Annotated in this window: 8 protein-coding genes; 6 read left to right on the top strand and 2 right to left on the bottom strand. The window is 67.2% G+C overall.

What is annotated here, in order from left to right:
* The 4 genes from ACEN9H_RS15695 to ACEN9H_RS15680 all read left to right on the top strand — a co-directional run bounded on the left by ACEN9H_RS15695 (nucleotide 1) and on the right by ACEN9H_RS15680 (nucleotide 7,032).
* Nucleotides 1-1,158 (top strand): acyl-CoA dehydrogenase family protein, encoded by a 1,158-nt coding sequence (locus ACEN9H_RS15695; RefSeq protein WP_413675505.1) that lies wholly within the window; start codon nucleotides 1-3, stop codon nucleotides 1,156-1,158.
* Nucleotides 1,158-1,550, top strand: coding sequence for a RidA family protein (locus ACEN9H_RS15690; protein ID WP_413675588.1), 393 nt, complete (start codon nucleotides 1,158-1,160; stop codon nucleotides 1,548-1,550). The genes ACEN9H_RS15695 and ACEN9H_RS15690 overlap by 1 nt, the downstream gene beginning before the upstream one ends.
* Nucleotides 1,551-1,690: 140 nt before the next feature.
* Nucleotides 1,691-6,421: a discoidin domain-containing protein gene (locus ACEN9H_RS15685; protein ID WP_413675504.1), complete on the top strand. Its 4,731-nt coding sequence runs from the start codon at nucleotides 1,691-1,693 to the stop codon at nucleotides 6,419-6,421.
* A gap of 8 nt (nucleotides 6,422-6,429) precedes the next feature.
* Nucleotides 6,430-7,032 (top strand): NF038129 family PEP-CTERM protein, encoded by a 603-nt coding sequence (locus ACEN9H_RS15680; RefSeq protein WP_413675503.1) that lies wholly within the window; start codon nucleotides 6,430-6,432, stop codon nucleotides 7,030-7,032.
* Nucleotides 7,033-7,044: 12 nt separating this feature from the next.
* Here ACEN9H_RS15680 and ACEN9H_RS15675 read toward each other — a convergent pair whose 3' ends face one another.
* On the bottom strand, nucleotides 7,045-9,171 hold the full coding sequence (locus ACEN9H_RS15675) for a LamG-like jellyroll fold domain-containing protein (RefSeq protein ID WP_413675587.1): 2,127 nt from the start codon (nucleotides 9,169-9,171) through the stop codon (nucleotides 7,045-7,047).
* Nucleotides 9,172-9,397: 226 nt separating this feature from the next.
* Nucleotides 9,398-9,646 carry a hypothetical protein gene (locus ACEN9H_RS15670; protein WP_413675502.1) on the bottom strand — a complete coding sequence of 83 codons (249 nt, stop codon included), beginning with the start codon at nucleotides 9,644-9,646 and terminating at the stop codon, nucleotides 9,398-9,400.
* Here ACEN9H_RS15670 and ACEN9H_RS15665 point away from each other — a divergent pair.
* The gene (locus ACEN9H_RS15665) at nucleotides 9,639-11,114 is read left to right on the top strand and encodes a hypothetical protein (protein ID WP_413675501.1); all 1,476 of its coding nucleotides are present in this window, start codon (nucleotides 9,639-9,641) and stop codon (nucleotides 11,112-11,114) included. The two genes, ACEN9H_RS15670 and ACEN9H_RS15665, sit on opposite strands and share 8 nt — an antisense overlap.
* A gap of 41 nt (nucleotides 11,115-11,155) precedes the next feature.
* Entirely contained in the window at nucleotides 11,156-14,281 is a 3,126-nt protein-coding gene (locus ACEN9H_RS15660; RefSeq protein ID WP_413675500.1) for a glycoside hydrolase family 2 TIM barrel-domain containing protein, read from the top strand.
* Nucleotides 14,282-14,332: the final 51 nt, after the last annotated feature.

The raw sequence follows: 14,332 nt of genomic DNA, 5'->3' as shown, positions 1-14,332 counted from the left end.
ATGGCGGACAAGTCCTATCTCGACTGGCCGTTCTTCGACGGGCGGCACGTCGACCTGGAAGAGGCGCTGGACGTATGGGCCGCCGCGCACGTGCGCGACCTGCACGGCACGGACGTCGATGCCGATTGTCGCCGCCTCGTGCGGATGCTGGGCGAAGGCGGCTGGCTGCGCCACGCGATCGGCGGCGCCGATGCTCCCATCGACACGCGCGCGCTCTGCCTGATCCGCGAGACGCTGGCGCGCCACAACGGCCTGGCCGACTTCGCGTTCGCCATGCAGGGCCTGGGATCGGGCGCGCTCAGCCTGTTCGGGACGGAGGCCCAGCGCGAACGCTACCTGCCGCGCGTGGCCCGCGGGGAGGCCATCGCGGCCTTTGCGCTGTCCGAGCCGGACGCCGGTTCCGACGTGGCCGCGCTGCGCTGCACGGCGCGGCTTGAGGGCGATGCGTACGTCCTCGACGGCGACAAGACGTGGATTTCCAATGGCGGTATCGCGGACTTCTACGTCGTGTTCGCGCGCACGGGCGAAGCGCCGGGCGCGCGCGGCATCGGCGCGTTCGTCGTCGATGCGGGCACGCCGGGCTTCACGATCGCGGAACGGCTGGCCGTCATCGCGCCGCACCCGCTGGCCCGGCTGCGGTTCGAGGGTTGCCGGGTGCCCGCGGCGCAGCGCATCGGCGCGGCCGGGCAGGGCTTCAAGGTGGCGATGGCGACGCTGGACGTGTTCCGCACGTCCGTCGCGGCGGCCGCCCTCGGGTTTGCGCGCCGCGCGTTCGACGACGCGCTCGCCCATGCGACGCAGCGGCGGATGTTCGGCCAGACGCTCGCGGATTTCCAGCTGACGCAGGCGAAGCTCGCGCAGATGGCGACGCACATCGACGCGAGCGCGCTGCTGACGTACCGGGCGGCGTGGCAGCGCGACCGCGGCGGCAAGGTGACGAAGGAAGCGGCGATGGCGAAGATGACGGCGACCGAGTCGGCGCAGCAGGTCATCGACGCGGCGGTGCAGATGTTCGGCGGCCTCGGCGTCACGAGCGGCCATCCGGCCGAGCGGCTGTATCGCGAGATCCGCGCGCTGCGCATCTACGAGGGCGCCACCGAAGTCCAGCAACTGATCATCGCGCGCGAACTGCTGCGCGCGGCAAAGGAAGAACGATGATGGAGATACTGCAACCACCCGGCTGGCCGCGCCCGCGCGGGTACGCGAACGGCATCGCGGCGCGCGGCCGCCTTGTGTTCGTGAGCGGAATGATCGGCTGGAACGCGGACGGCCGGTTCGCCAGCGACGATTTCAGCGCGCAGGCCGGCCAGGCGCTGCGCAACATCGTCGAGGTGTTGCGCGCGGCGGGGGCGCGGCCGGAACACATCGTGCGCATGACGTGGTATGTGGTCGACCGGCGCGAATACCTGGCCGCCGGCAGCGCCCTGGGCGCCGTCTATCGAGACATCATCGGCGCCCATTATCCGGCCATGACGGCCGTCGAAGTGCGCGCGCTGGTCGAGGACCGCGCCCGCGTGGAAATCGAGGCGACAGCGGTCGTGCCGGACTGATACCGATTCTGGTATCGATCACAAATATTTCGGAATGACAGGTTTTACACTGGTTTACGCGTGCTAGACTCCTCGCGGGGTATCGATAACATCTATGTTGTCGGGGATCCCGAAAAAACAATACCGAACAGGAGACTACAATGCGTAAATCCCGTACCCGCACGCCCATGTTGCGGGCAGCGGCGCTGGCGGTGTCGCTCGCCGTCGCGAGCCTGCTGCCCGCCGCGCACGACGCCGTCGCGGCCGACACGATCCAGACCATCCTCACGAGCTACCAGCCCGCCATCGACGAGTTCACCGACGCGAACGGCTTCAGGCATCCCGGCGTCGGCCTCACGAAGGAGGTGCTGGAGAACATGCGCGCGCAAGTGCAGGCGCAGAAGGAGCCGTGGAACACCTATTTCGACATGATGTTGTTGTCCGGCGCGGCGTCGAAGACGGTGGCATCGAAGAACCAGAGTGGCGCCGATCCGACGAAGCCGGCGGTGGTGGCGTTCAACAGCCAGGGCGTGGAATCGAAATTCATCGCGGACGCGCTGGCCGCCTACACCCAGGCCATCCTGTACTACGTGACGGGCGACGAGACCTACCGCGCCAACGCGATGCGCCTGATCCGCATCTGGGCGCAGATGGATCCCGCCCAGTACGCGTATTACACGGACGCGCACATCCACACGGGCATTCCCATGAGCCGGATGATGGCTGCGGCCGACATCATGCGCACCACGACGTGCCAGACTGCGGCGCTGGCCTGGACCGACCAGGACACGGTGAACCTGACGAACAACCTGATCGTGCCCGTCACGGAAACGTTCAACCACAGTCCCGACCACTTCATGAACCAGCACCTGTACGCGCTGCTGGGGTCCATGTCCGGCTATATCTTCACGGGCAACCGGGCCCGCTGGAACGAGGGCGTCGAGTGGTTCACGGTCAACCGGACGGCGGTCGACCAGGGCCAGAACGGGGCCATCAAGCAGCTGTTCCGTCTCGTGACGAAGAACGACCTGACCGGCGAAGCCGTGACGCCGATGGTGGAGCACGTGGAAATGGGACGCGACCAGGCGCACGGCGCCGGCGACGTCACGAACATGAGCATCCTCGCGCGCCTGCTGATGTCGCAGAACCAGAAGATCGACCCCGTCAACGGCACGCCATCGGCGGCGCCGGACGCCGTAGGGCCGTACGAATTCCTGAACGACCGCATCCTCGACGCCACGGAGTACTTCGCCGGCTTCATGCTGGGCTACGACACGCCCTGGGTGCCGACCGCAGCCCACACGGACGCCAACGGCGTGCCGACCGTCGTCTACAAGACGCTGCAGGGCGGCTACCGGGGCCGCCTCACGCAGAATACGTGGGAGCCGTACTACTATTACAAGTACACGCGCGGACTGGACATGAACCAGCGCGCGCCCAACTACACCCGCATGTTCGCCGACCGCACGGTCTACAACTGGGACGGCGTGGATGGCGGCGGCGACTTCTGGCTCTTCATGCCGCCCGCGGCGGAAAGCGAGGGCACGCAATTCCTGGTCAAGCCCATCGTCGATCCGCTGCGCGAAGTGGAAGACCGTTTCACGTCGCTCGACGGGTTCGGGACCGCGATGCAGGACGACACCGCGTCGTTCATCCGCGTCGCGGCCACGGGAGCGGGCAGCAGGCTGGCCGTCGTCGGCTACGGCAACGGGACGCGCAGCGTGGCATTCCGCGTGCGCACCAACGGCGAAGCATCGATGGACGCTTTCGGCGACACCATCCTGCTGCCGGACACGCAGGGCCAGTGGCGCTACCTGAGCTATGCATTCGGCCAGTACCAGGGCCTGGGCGACTACCTGCCCCTCACCGTCAAGGGCGCCGGCACGACGGTCGACATCGACCACATCAACGTCAACCCGGGCGCCTCGATCACGCCGCCCGTGTTCACGAGCGGCGACGCGGACCTGAGCCTGTACACGAACGCCGGCTCCACCGCGACCGTGTCGTACAGCTTCGCGGCGACGGACGCCACGGCCACCGACGTCCTGACGTACACGATCGACCACCTGCCGCCCGGCGCCCAGTTCGACACGAAGACGGGCGCCTTCGCGTGGGTGCCGACGCAGGCCGGCACCTACAGCTTCATCGTCACGACGACCGACGGCACGGTCGTCACGTCGAAGGCCGTGCAGGTCGTCGTCGGCGCGGACCGCCAGTCCGCCGTCGCCGCGGTGACGGCCGGGTACAAGCCCGACACGCTGTACACGACCCCGAGCCTCGCCGCCTACAACGCGGCCTACGCCGACGCCGCCAGCGCGGTGACGACGGCCACCGACGACCAGTTCTACCAGAAGCTCGGCGCGCTGCAGGCGGCGTTGAAGGGACTCTCCGAGCTGACGCCGCTGCTCGCCGACGGCAGCATGAACTACGCGAACATGTTCGTCTCGTCCACGTTCGACACGCAGGTGCCGAATGCCCTGGACGGCACGCCCGATTCGTTCGTCGGCTATTACCTGGCCCAGAACCTCACCTATTACTTCGACTTCGGCCCGGGCTACAAGGTCAATGCCACCGCCTTCGGCATCCAGGCGCGTACGTCCTTCCCCGAGCGGGGCGGCGGCGTCGTCGCCTTCGGTTCGAACGACAACGAGAACTGGGTCCGCCTGACGCCGGGAATGACCGTCGTGACGGAGGACATGCAGACCCTGGCCGTCGGCGACGACCTCAAGGACCAGCAGTACCGCTTCTTCAAGGTGCAGATGATCCAGCCGTCGAGCTCCATGTTCGAGATGGGCGAATTCCGGATCTTCGGCACGCGCCACGAGACGGTCAACCTGCTGTCGTCCGTGTCGATCGGGTCCGAGCAGGCGCTCAGGAAGCGCATCGTGCCGGGCAATACGGTCAAGCTGAACTTCCAGGCGACGGCCCCGATCAACGCCGTGGCCGCGACGATCCAGGGCGTCCCGGCCCAGGTGACGACGGCCGACAACGTGAACTACACGGCCACCGCCGTCATGCCGGGCGACGCGCAGCCGGGCTCCGTCAAGTTCACCCTGAATTACAAGACCGGGGCCGGCGCCGATGCGGAACCCGTGCTGTTCACGACCGACAGCTCGTCGCTGTTCATCGCGGACCAGACTAACTACCTGGGCAACCTGCTGGCCATCACGAGCCTGCAGGATTCCAGCGGCCGCAACGCGACCGACCTGCTGGCGACGGTGAACACCCTGTTCGACGGCAATCTCGGCACCGGGACGGACTTCCGCGTCAACGGCAGCGGCTACGGCGGCTGGGTGATGTTCGACTTCAAGGAAGGCGGCAAGGCCACGATCCAGCGCGCGGAAGTGATCGGCCGCCAGGACCAGTACGCGTCGCGCATCAACGGCACCGTCGTGCAGGGCTCGAACGACAACGCGGCGTGGACGACCCTGTCCAACGCGGCCGGGAACACGGCCGACTGGCAGACCCTGACCGTGGCGAACCCGCAGCCTTACCGCTACATCCGCGTCATCAACGGCAATAACTGGTACGGGAACATGGAAGAACTGCGCCTGTACGGCGTCGCCGAATCGTCGAACAAGATCGCGACCGTGTCGATGAGTTCCGCGCAGGCGCTGCGCACGCGCATCGTGCCCGGGAATGCCGTCAAGCTGGCGTTCACGGCGAAAGAGGCGATCAGCGGCGTGGGTGTCGCGATCCAGGGCGTGCCGGCCACCGTGACGACGACCGACAACATCAACTTCACGGCCACGGCGACCTTGCCCCAGGGCGTGGCGGCGGGTGCGGTCAAATTCGCCATCGGCTACACGCAGGCCAACGGCCAGCCCGGCTTCACGAGCACGGCGACCACCGACAATACCGCACTGACGCTGGTGGACGAGGCGGACACGATCCGCAACGTGCCGACCGTCGCCACCCTGATCGATTCGACGGTGAACCGGCCCGCGGCCACCACGCAGGCCGTCGTCACGAGCCTGTTCGACGCCAACCTCGGTTCGATCTCGGACTTCCGCACCGGCAGCAACAACTCGGGCGTGGGCGCGTACGTGACCTTCGACTTCAAGGCCGGCAACCAGGTCAACCTGACGGGCGTGGAACTGGCGCCGCGCCAGGACAGCAATTACGCGCGCATCAAGGGCACCGTGATCCAGGGCTCGAACGACAATACGACGTGGACGACGCTGACCACGCCGGCCGTCTCGACGCTCGAGTGGCAATCGTTCCCAGTCGCCGACCCGACGCCGTACCGCTACCTCCGCATCTATAACGGCGGCACGTGGTACGGCAACCTGTCCGAAGTGCGCCTGCATGGTTCGCTGCATGGCGCCGACACGACACCGCCCGTGACGACCGCGAGCACGAGCGCGACACCTGCGGCGAACGTGACGGTCACGCTGTCCGCCACGGATACGGGCGGCAGCGTGAAGGCGACGTACTACACGGTGGACGGCGGCGCGCAGCAGACCGGAACGACGGTGGCATTGAACACGACCGGCAGCCACACGGTGGCCTACTGGAGCGTCGACGCGGCCGGCAACACCGAGGCGCAGCACACGCTGGCCGTGAACGTCGCGCCGGCGGACGTCGGCGCGAGCGTCAGGATGACCCAGCAGGGCGCGACCCTGAACCGCATGACCGGCAAGTACGTGGGCGGCGTGACCGTCACGAACACCGGCACGACCGCGCTGGCGGGGCCGTTGTGGCTCGCGCTGAATGGCCTGGCGAGCGGCGTCACGCTCGACAACGCGGGCGGCACGACGGGCGGTGTGCCGTACGTCGCCGTCGCGGGGCCGCTGAATCCGGGCGCGACGCTCACCGTGCCGCTGACGTTCACCAATCCGAACCGTGTCGCGATCGGCTACGTGCCGGCGCTGTACCAACCCCATTTCTGAGGACAGCCATGACCATCCGATTCAAATCCCTTGTTTCCGCCCTCGCGCTGATGCTGGCGGCGGGCGCCGGCGCCGCGTCGGCCGAGACCATCCACGTCGCCATCGACACGTCGACCTTCGGCGCCGCCACGGGCTACGTCGACATGCAGCTGTCCGCCAGCAGCGGCGTGCCGCTGGCCACCGCGCTGGTCAGCAACATGGTGGGCTTCGACAGCACGGCGTTCATCGATTCGTGGGGCGTGACGCCTGTCGCGGGCGGCTACCTGTTCCGCAACGATGCGTCGAACGACCTGTTCCACGCCGTGGACTTCGGCGGCACCCTGTCGTTCGACCTGACCTTCGCGGGCGCGCCCGATCCGCTGACGAGCTATGTGTCGCATTTCGTCGTGGCGGCGTTCGACGACGCGTTCGCGCCACTCGGCCACTATGATCCGTTCACGGGCGCGCTGGCCGATTTCACGTGGACGCCGGCGCTGGACGCGCAAGGGCAGGGGACGATCGCCGGCACGCTGACGGATCCCGCCGTGACGGCGGTGCCGGAACCGGCGGGGTACCTGCTGGCGGCGATGGGGTTGTCGGCGCTGGCGCTCGCGCGCCGGCGCCGGGTGTGACGGACCGGCAGGTCAGCTGGCGGCGATCAGCGCGGCGATGTCCGCCGCCGCCAGCGCGCCGCGGTAGATGCGGAACTCGTCGATGCGGCCATTGAAATATGGGTCGCCCGCATACTGCGAGCGGCCGATCCAGTTCTGGCTCGTGCCGCCCAGCTGCCACGGCGGCAGGAATTGCGCGCCGTTGCTGCCGACCGCGGTGCCGTTCACGTACAGGGTGGCCAGCTGTCCCGACAGGGTGACGGCCACGTGCACCCACTGCGCGGTCGGCAGCGCGGCCGTCCCCGTCACGGCCTGCTCGCCCTTGCCGCCGTCGACGGTGATGGCGAAGCGCACGACGCCGCTGCCCGAACGCGGCGTCAGGAACATGTAGCGGCCGGTGCCCGACCCGAAGTCGAAGATGCGTTCCCAATTCCGTGATGCGTTCCAATATACCCAGCAGGCCACCGTGAAATCGGTGAGATCCGTGACGAGGTTCGCCGGCAGGCTTACGTAATCCGTGCTGCCGTTCAGCGCCAGCGCGCTGCCCGATTTGCCGGCGCCCCACGTGCCGCTGCCCGTCAGTGTACCCGCGTGGCCCTGGCCGCTGGCGTCGGACACGGTCGTCCCGGCGCCGTCGTTACATGCCAGGTAGGTGTGCAGCGTCTTGCCGACCTTGGCGGTGGCGCGGTTCGAATCGGCCGTCTCGCCCGCCGGCGTGATGGCGGAAACGACGTAGTACCAGGTGCCCGCGCCCGGATTGTCGGTGTACGTCAGCAGGTCCGCGATGCCGCTCGCGATGGTGGCCCAGGGGCCGCTCGTCGACGTGGCGCGCTTGACCTTGTAGCTCGTCGCGTAGGCGCTGCCCCACCACGATAATTCCACGCCGCCTGCCGGGGTGCGCGCTTTCAGGCCGCTGGGCGGCACGCCGGCGGCGACCGGGTCGCGCGTGCAGGTGAGGGTGCCGTAGCCCAGCTGGTCGTAGCCGCCGCTCGTCGAGCCGTAGTTGCCGCCGCCGCCTTCCGGCTGGATCTGCAGGGCGAACATCTTCGAATACGGCGCCGCGAGACCCTTGCGGTTCACGTAATGGTTGTAGACCAGCGCCCAGCAGGGCCGCACGTTGCCCCGGCTGTTCGTCGAGAAGACGGCCTGGTTGACGTTGTCGACGTTGTTGTAGGGGACGTACGGCACCGTGTAATACGTCGTGCCGGACTGGATCAGGTTCGCCTTGGCCACGTATTCCGCGCCCATCAGGAAGCGGTTGTTGTCGTAGCCGTACAAGTCCACGCCCTGGCTCCAGGCCATCTCGCACAGCGCGCCCATCAGCGCGATGCCGAGCGTATTGTGGCCCTGGTCGCGTCCCGATTCCTGCCATTGGCCGAGGAAGCCCGGGTGGACGTAGTACACGGCCTGCGCGACGGCGCCGTTGCCCGCGCCCGACTTGAAGTAGGTGACGGCTTCGTCGAACAGGCCCTGGTCGTCGCACAGTACGCCGATGGCGAGGATCGACGCCATCTGGCACAGGTCCCAGTTGGCCCAGTAATGCGTGACGTCGGTGTTGTTGTGGCGGATGAGGAAGTCGTGGTTGACCGGATAGAACACGGTCTTCATCATGTCCTGGAACGCGGCGAAATCCGCCGCGGCCCAGCCGGTGTAGTTGCGCACGATCTCGCCCGCGTTGGCGAATTCGTAGCCGTAGATGCCGGCGGCGAGGGCGGCGTCCGTCGTGCCCTGGATCGAGGTGAGGGTGGACGACCACGCATTCATGATCTGCACGGCCTTGTCCGCATAGGCCGTGTCGCCCGAGATCTTCCAGCGCACGGCGCACGCGTACGCGGCGGCCACGTCGTTGAACAGCGTCGAATAGTTTTCAGGATGGACCCCGTCGTAGCCGCGGTACACGATGGTCTGCGGGTGCGGCGTGTAGGACAGGCTGGCGTGCGAATTATTGACCAGCAGGTTCCAGCTGCCCGACCACGGCGACGTCGTATACTTCGCCTTCATGCGGTCGAAGTCGGCCTGCGTGTGCAGCAGGCCCGGATGGACGAAGGCGGTGGCGGCACCCGCGCCGCTCATCGTGCCGGTGGCGAGCGTGCGCGCGGCCGGTGCCTCGGCGCCGCCGCCCGCGCCGCAGCCGGCGAGCGCGAGGGCACCGAGGCCCATCAGGAAGTCGCGGCGTCCCAACAGGGTGCGCGAGACCGCGTCGGGGGCGTCGGCCGGGCTCAGTGCGGATGTCAGTGCGGATGTCAGGGCGGGGGCTTTGCAGTCGTTCGGTTCCATTTTTTTCATTGGTAGTCTCCATGCCATGCAGGCGAATGTTGAACTGCGATCGAAGGTGCTGCCGTACTGCCGCGCCGATGCTAGCACGTATGCATCTATTTTGTTATCGTTAACCGCCATCTTGATCAACCGCGCTGCCATGTCCAAAACATATCCATTTCGATAAAAAAGGCATGCCTGCGGCGCCACCGCCACCGTTAAGATGTGCGGCAGCGTAGGCCGGGATCCGGGAATCCGGAGAGTTCTTGACATCGTTTCCAGATGTGATATAACTGGCCGAGTTATCGATACCAAAATCAAACGACAAGCCCGGCGGCGTGAACCGCACCACGGGCAAAGGAGACGATCCGTTGTTCACGTTACGTGCGTTCGCGCGCCGCTGCGCCGCGCCGCTTGCCGTCCTGCTGGGATGCCTCGCGGCCGATGCCGCCCAGGCCATCGAGAACCGGCTGCAGGTGCACCCGTTCCCGAATCCCATCCGCTACACCCATCACAACGACGACTACACGGTGCGCGTGCGCGTGCCCGGCGGGCAGTGGCAGGACCTGTACGAGTACAACGTGAAGGTCGATCTGGACAAGCCGCAGGACGCCTCGATGGTCTACTTCAACTTCGACGGCACGGTGGAAGTGGCGGTCCAGAAGAACAACGGCGCGTTTTCGAAAGTGGCGGTGCGGCCGGACGCGAAGGGCGTCAAGCCGCTCGTGCGCGACGGCGTCGTGTATTTCACGCTGCGCCGGCCGGAGAACCTGAGCGTGGAGTTCGACGACGACCGCCTGCACAACCTGCACGTGTTCACGCACGCGATCCGCGCCGACATGCCGGCCGTGCCCGCGAACCTGGCCTCGAACGACATCGGCACGGGCACCGCGCCCGATTTCACGCAGCCGGTCGTGTTCTTCGGACCGGGCATCCACAAGGGCGACTTCCGCCTGCGCTCGCACACGAAGGTGTACATCCACGGCGCCGCGGTCCTGAAGAGCCCGCTCGTGATCGACGGCGTCGAGGACGTGCAGGTGTTCAGCGACGGCCTGTTCGACGGCACCGACGTGACGACCATCCGGAATTCGCGCAACATCGGGATCGACGGCCCGATCGCCATCAACCAGCCGCATGGCACGATGCGCTGCATCATGTCGCAGGACCTCGTCGAGACGAGCATCCGCACCATCGGCGCCGGCCAGTGGTCGGACGGCATCGGCCACTTCGCGTGCGAGCGCGTGACGATCGCGGACAGCTTCGTGCGCACGTCGGACGACTGCCTGACGTTCTACAACCACCGCTGGGACATCTGGGGCAATACGCGCGACGTGCAGGTCCGGGACACGACCCTGTGGGCCGACATCGCCCACGCGATCATGATCGGCATCCACGGCAATACGCCGACCCCGGCGCATCCGCAGAGCGAGGTGCTGGAGCGCCTGCGCTTCTCGAACATCGACATCCTCGATCACGACGAGGACGACCCGGAATACGAGGGCGCCCTCGGGATCATGGCGGGCGACGACAACCTGGTGCGCGACGTCGTGTTCGAGGACATCCGCGTCGACCGCATCGAGGAAGGGAAGCTCTTCAACCTGAAGATCGCGTACACGGCCAAGTACAACACGAGCCCCGGACTCGGCATCGAGAACGTCACCTTGCGCAACATCCACTACACGGGCAAGGGCGCGCCGAGTGCGTCCGCCATCACGGGCCGCGACACGACACGCACGGTGAAGAATGTGACGATCGAGAACGTGACCGTGGGCGGCAAGCGGCTCACGGCGCCCGAGGCAGGACTGCTGGAAGTGAACGGCTTCGTCGACGGCCTGCGCTTCCGTTGACACAGCAACCATAACGATAACGATAACGACAGAGGAGAGACATGGAATCCACGAACATCATCGCGGCCGTGCTGCTGGCGACGGCGGCCTTGCCGGCGCTGGCCGCGCAGCCGAAACCGGCCGAGTGGGAGCAGCCGGAAGTGGTCGCGGTCAACCGCGAGCCGATGAAGGCGACGTTCTTCAATTTCGAATCGCGCGAGAAAGCGCTGGCCGGCGACAAGGCCGCGTCGCAGTACTACGTCTCTCTCGACGGCACGTGGTCCTTCGCGTACTCGACGACCCCGGAAACGCGCCCGAAGGATTTCTACAAGCTGTCGTACGACGTCAGCAAGTGGGGGCGGATCCAGGTCCCCGGCATGCTGCAGACGCAAGGCTACGGCAAGCCGATCTTCACGAACATCCGCTATCCGTTCCCCGCCAACGAGCCGTTCATCCCGCATGACCTGAACGAAGTCGGCTCGTACCGCCGCGAGTTCGACGTGCCGGCCGCGTGGAACGGCCGCGACGTGTTCCTGCAGATCGGCGCCGCGGGCGCCGCCTATTATGTGTGGGTGAACGGCCAGAAGGTCGGCTATTCCGAGGATTCCAAGCTGCCTTCCGAATTCGACCTGACCCGCTACGTGCACCCGGGCCGCAACACGATCGCCATCGAGCTGTATCGCTGGGCGGACGGCTCGTACCTGGAAGACCAGGACTTCTGGCGCGTCAACGGCATCGAACGCAGCGTGTACGTGTATGCCGAACCGAAGACGCGGCTGCGCGACTACCGCGTGACCGCGGGGCTGGACAAGGCGAATTACCGCGACGGCCGCTTCGAACTCGTCGCCGAGATGGCGGGCGCGCCGGCCAGGGTGGACGTGGAGGCGCGGGTGCTGGACGGCACGCGCGAAGTACTGCGCGTGAAAGGCACGCCGGGTGCGGACCGCAAGGCGGTGCTGGCCGGCGCGATCCCGGCCGTGAAACCCTGGTCGGCCGAGACGCCGAACCTGTACACGCTGCTCGTGGAGGTGACGGATGCGCAGGGCCGGCTGGTCTCGGCGACGTCGCGCCGCATCGGCTTCCGCACGGTGGAGATCGCGGACGGCGAAGTGCGCGTGAACGGCAAGCGGGTGATGATCAAGGGCGTCAACCGGCACGAGCACGACCCTCATACGTACCGCGTGATGTCGATGGAATCGATGCGCAAGGACATCGAGCTGATGAAGCGGGCCAATGTGAACGCCGTGCGCGCGTCGCACTATCCGAACGATCCGCGCTGGTACGACCTGGCCGACGAATACGGCCTGTACATCATGGACGAGGCGGACCTCGAGTCGCACGGCTACATGGAGAAGGGCGACCAGGCGGGCGACCCGCAGAAGCGCGCCGCGATCCAGCTGGGCTACAAGCCGCACTGGCGCATCGCCCACCTGGACCGCATTTCGCGCATGGTGGAACGCGACAAGAATTCGCCGTCGGTCATCTTCTGGTCGCTGGGGAACGAGGCCGGCACGGGGCCGAACTTCGAGAACGCGGCCGCGTGGATCCGCAAGAACGATCCGACGCGCCTGATCAGCTACCTGGGCCACGGCACCATCGGCGAGGAGCACCTGCCGAACGCCTACGTCGACATCTATGCGCCCATGTACGACGACATCGAGAAGATGGCGGACTACGCGCTCGACCCGAACTTCCGCCAGCCGATGATCCAGTGCGAGTACGCCCACGCGATGGGCAATTCGCTGGGCAACCTGGAGGACTACTGGCAGGTCATCCGCGCGCACCGCAAGCTGCAGGGCGGCTTCGTGTGGGACTGGGTCGACCAGAGCGTCATCGCGAAGGACGCCAAGGGCCGTACCTACTGGGCGTCCGGCTTCGACCTGAACCCGGAGCGGGGCGACAACAGCGTGGTCGGCGACGGCGTCGTGCGCTCGGACCGCACGCCGGATCCGGAATACTACGAACTGCAGAAGGTCTATTCGCCCGTCGTTTTCGAAGGCGACCCGGCGGCAGGCAGCATCGAGGTCGTGAACCGCTACGATTTCCGCGACCTGTCGCATCTCGCGTTCGACTGGGAACTGGCGCGTGACGGCGTCGTCGTCGCCCGCGGCACGCTGGCCGATGCGGCCACGCCGGCCGGCGCCCGCCAGAAACTGGCGCTGGCATTGCCCGATGTCGCACCCGGAGGCGAGCGTGTACTGACCGTGCGGGCGAAGAGCCGTGCGGCGCTGCCGGGCGTGGAGCAGGGCGCCGTCGTCGGCTGGTCGCAGTTCGTGCTGGCGTCGCCACGCGCCGCGCAGAAACAGCTGGCCGCCGTGGCGCCGGTCCGCACGGACGGCGCGGTGGAACTGCGCGCCGCCGACGCCGTACTGCGCGTCGCACCGGACACGGGCCTCGTGACCTACACGGTGGCCGGCCGCACGGTGCTGAAGGGCGGTTCGCCGAATTTCTGGCGCGGCCTGACGGACAATGACGAAGGTTCCGGCGTGGACAAGAGCCACTGGGTGTGGCGGACGTTCACCGACCAGCGCAAGGTGCGCGACGTGACCGTGACGGGCGACGGGGTGCGCGTGCTGTTCAGCTTCGGCGCCGGCGCGGCGCACTGGGAAAACGTCTACCGGATGCGCGCCGACGGCAGCGTCGACGTGCAGGCCAGCTTCACGCCGCTGCGTGACGACCTGCCGGATCCGCTGCGCCTGGGCCTGCGCTTCGACAGCCTCCCGGCGCTCGATGCGCTGTCATGGTACGGCCGTGGTCCGTACGAATCGTATGCGGACCGCAAGACGGGATCCGCACTGGGCCAGTACGCGGGCAAGGTGGCGGACCAGTACCACGGATATATCCGCCCGCAGGAAAGCGGCAACAAGACGGATGTGCGCTGGTTCCAGCTGCAGGACGGCGCCGGCACCGGCGTCCGCGTGGACTTCGATGCGCCGGGCGCGTTCAATGCGCTTGCCTTCCCGTACGAAGACCTGTACCTGCGGCCGCGCGGCACGTGGAAGAGTTCCGAGATCGCGCCGCATGGCGACGGCTCGGTGCTCGTCGACATGGCCCAGGCGGGCGTGGGCGGCGACACCGGCTGGAGCCTGGACGGGCGGCCTCACGTGAAGTACCGCATCCCGCTCGCACCCGCCAGCTATCGCTTCGTGCTCGCCCCCGTGCGTGCCCAGCGGGTGGCGGACAGGTGATCGATAACCGGGACATTCGCGTCCCGGATCACGATGCCGGCGGCCCGTCAA

Origin of the sequence: Massilia cellulosiltytica (assembly GCF_047325105.1) — a bacterium.
Classification (GTDB): domain Bacteria; phylum Pseudomonadota; class Gammaproteobacteria; order Burkholderiales; family Burkholderiaceae_D; genus Telluria; species Telluria orientalis.
This window is presented reverse-complemented; position numbering and strand designations above follow the sequence as displayed.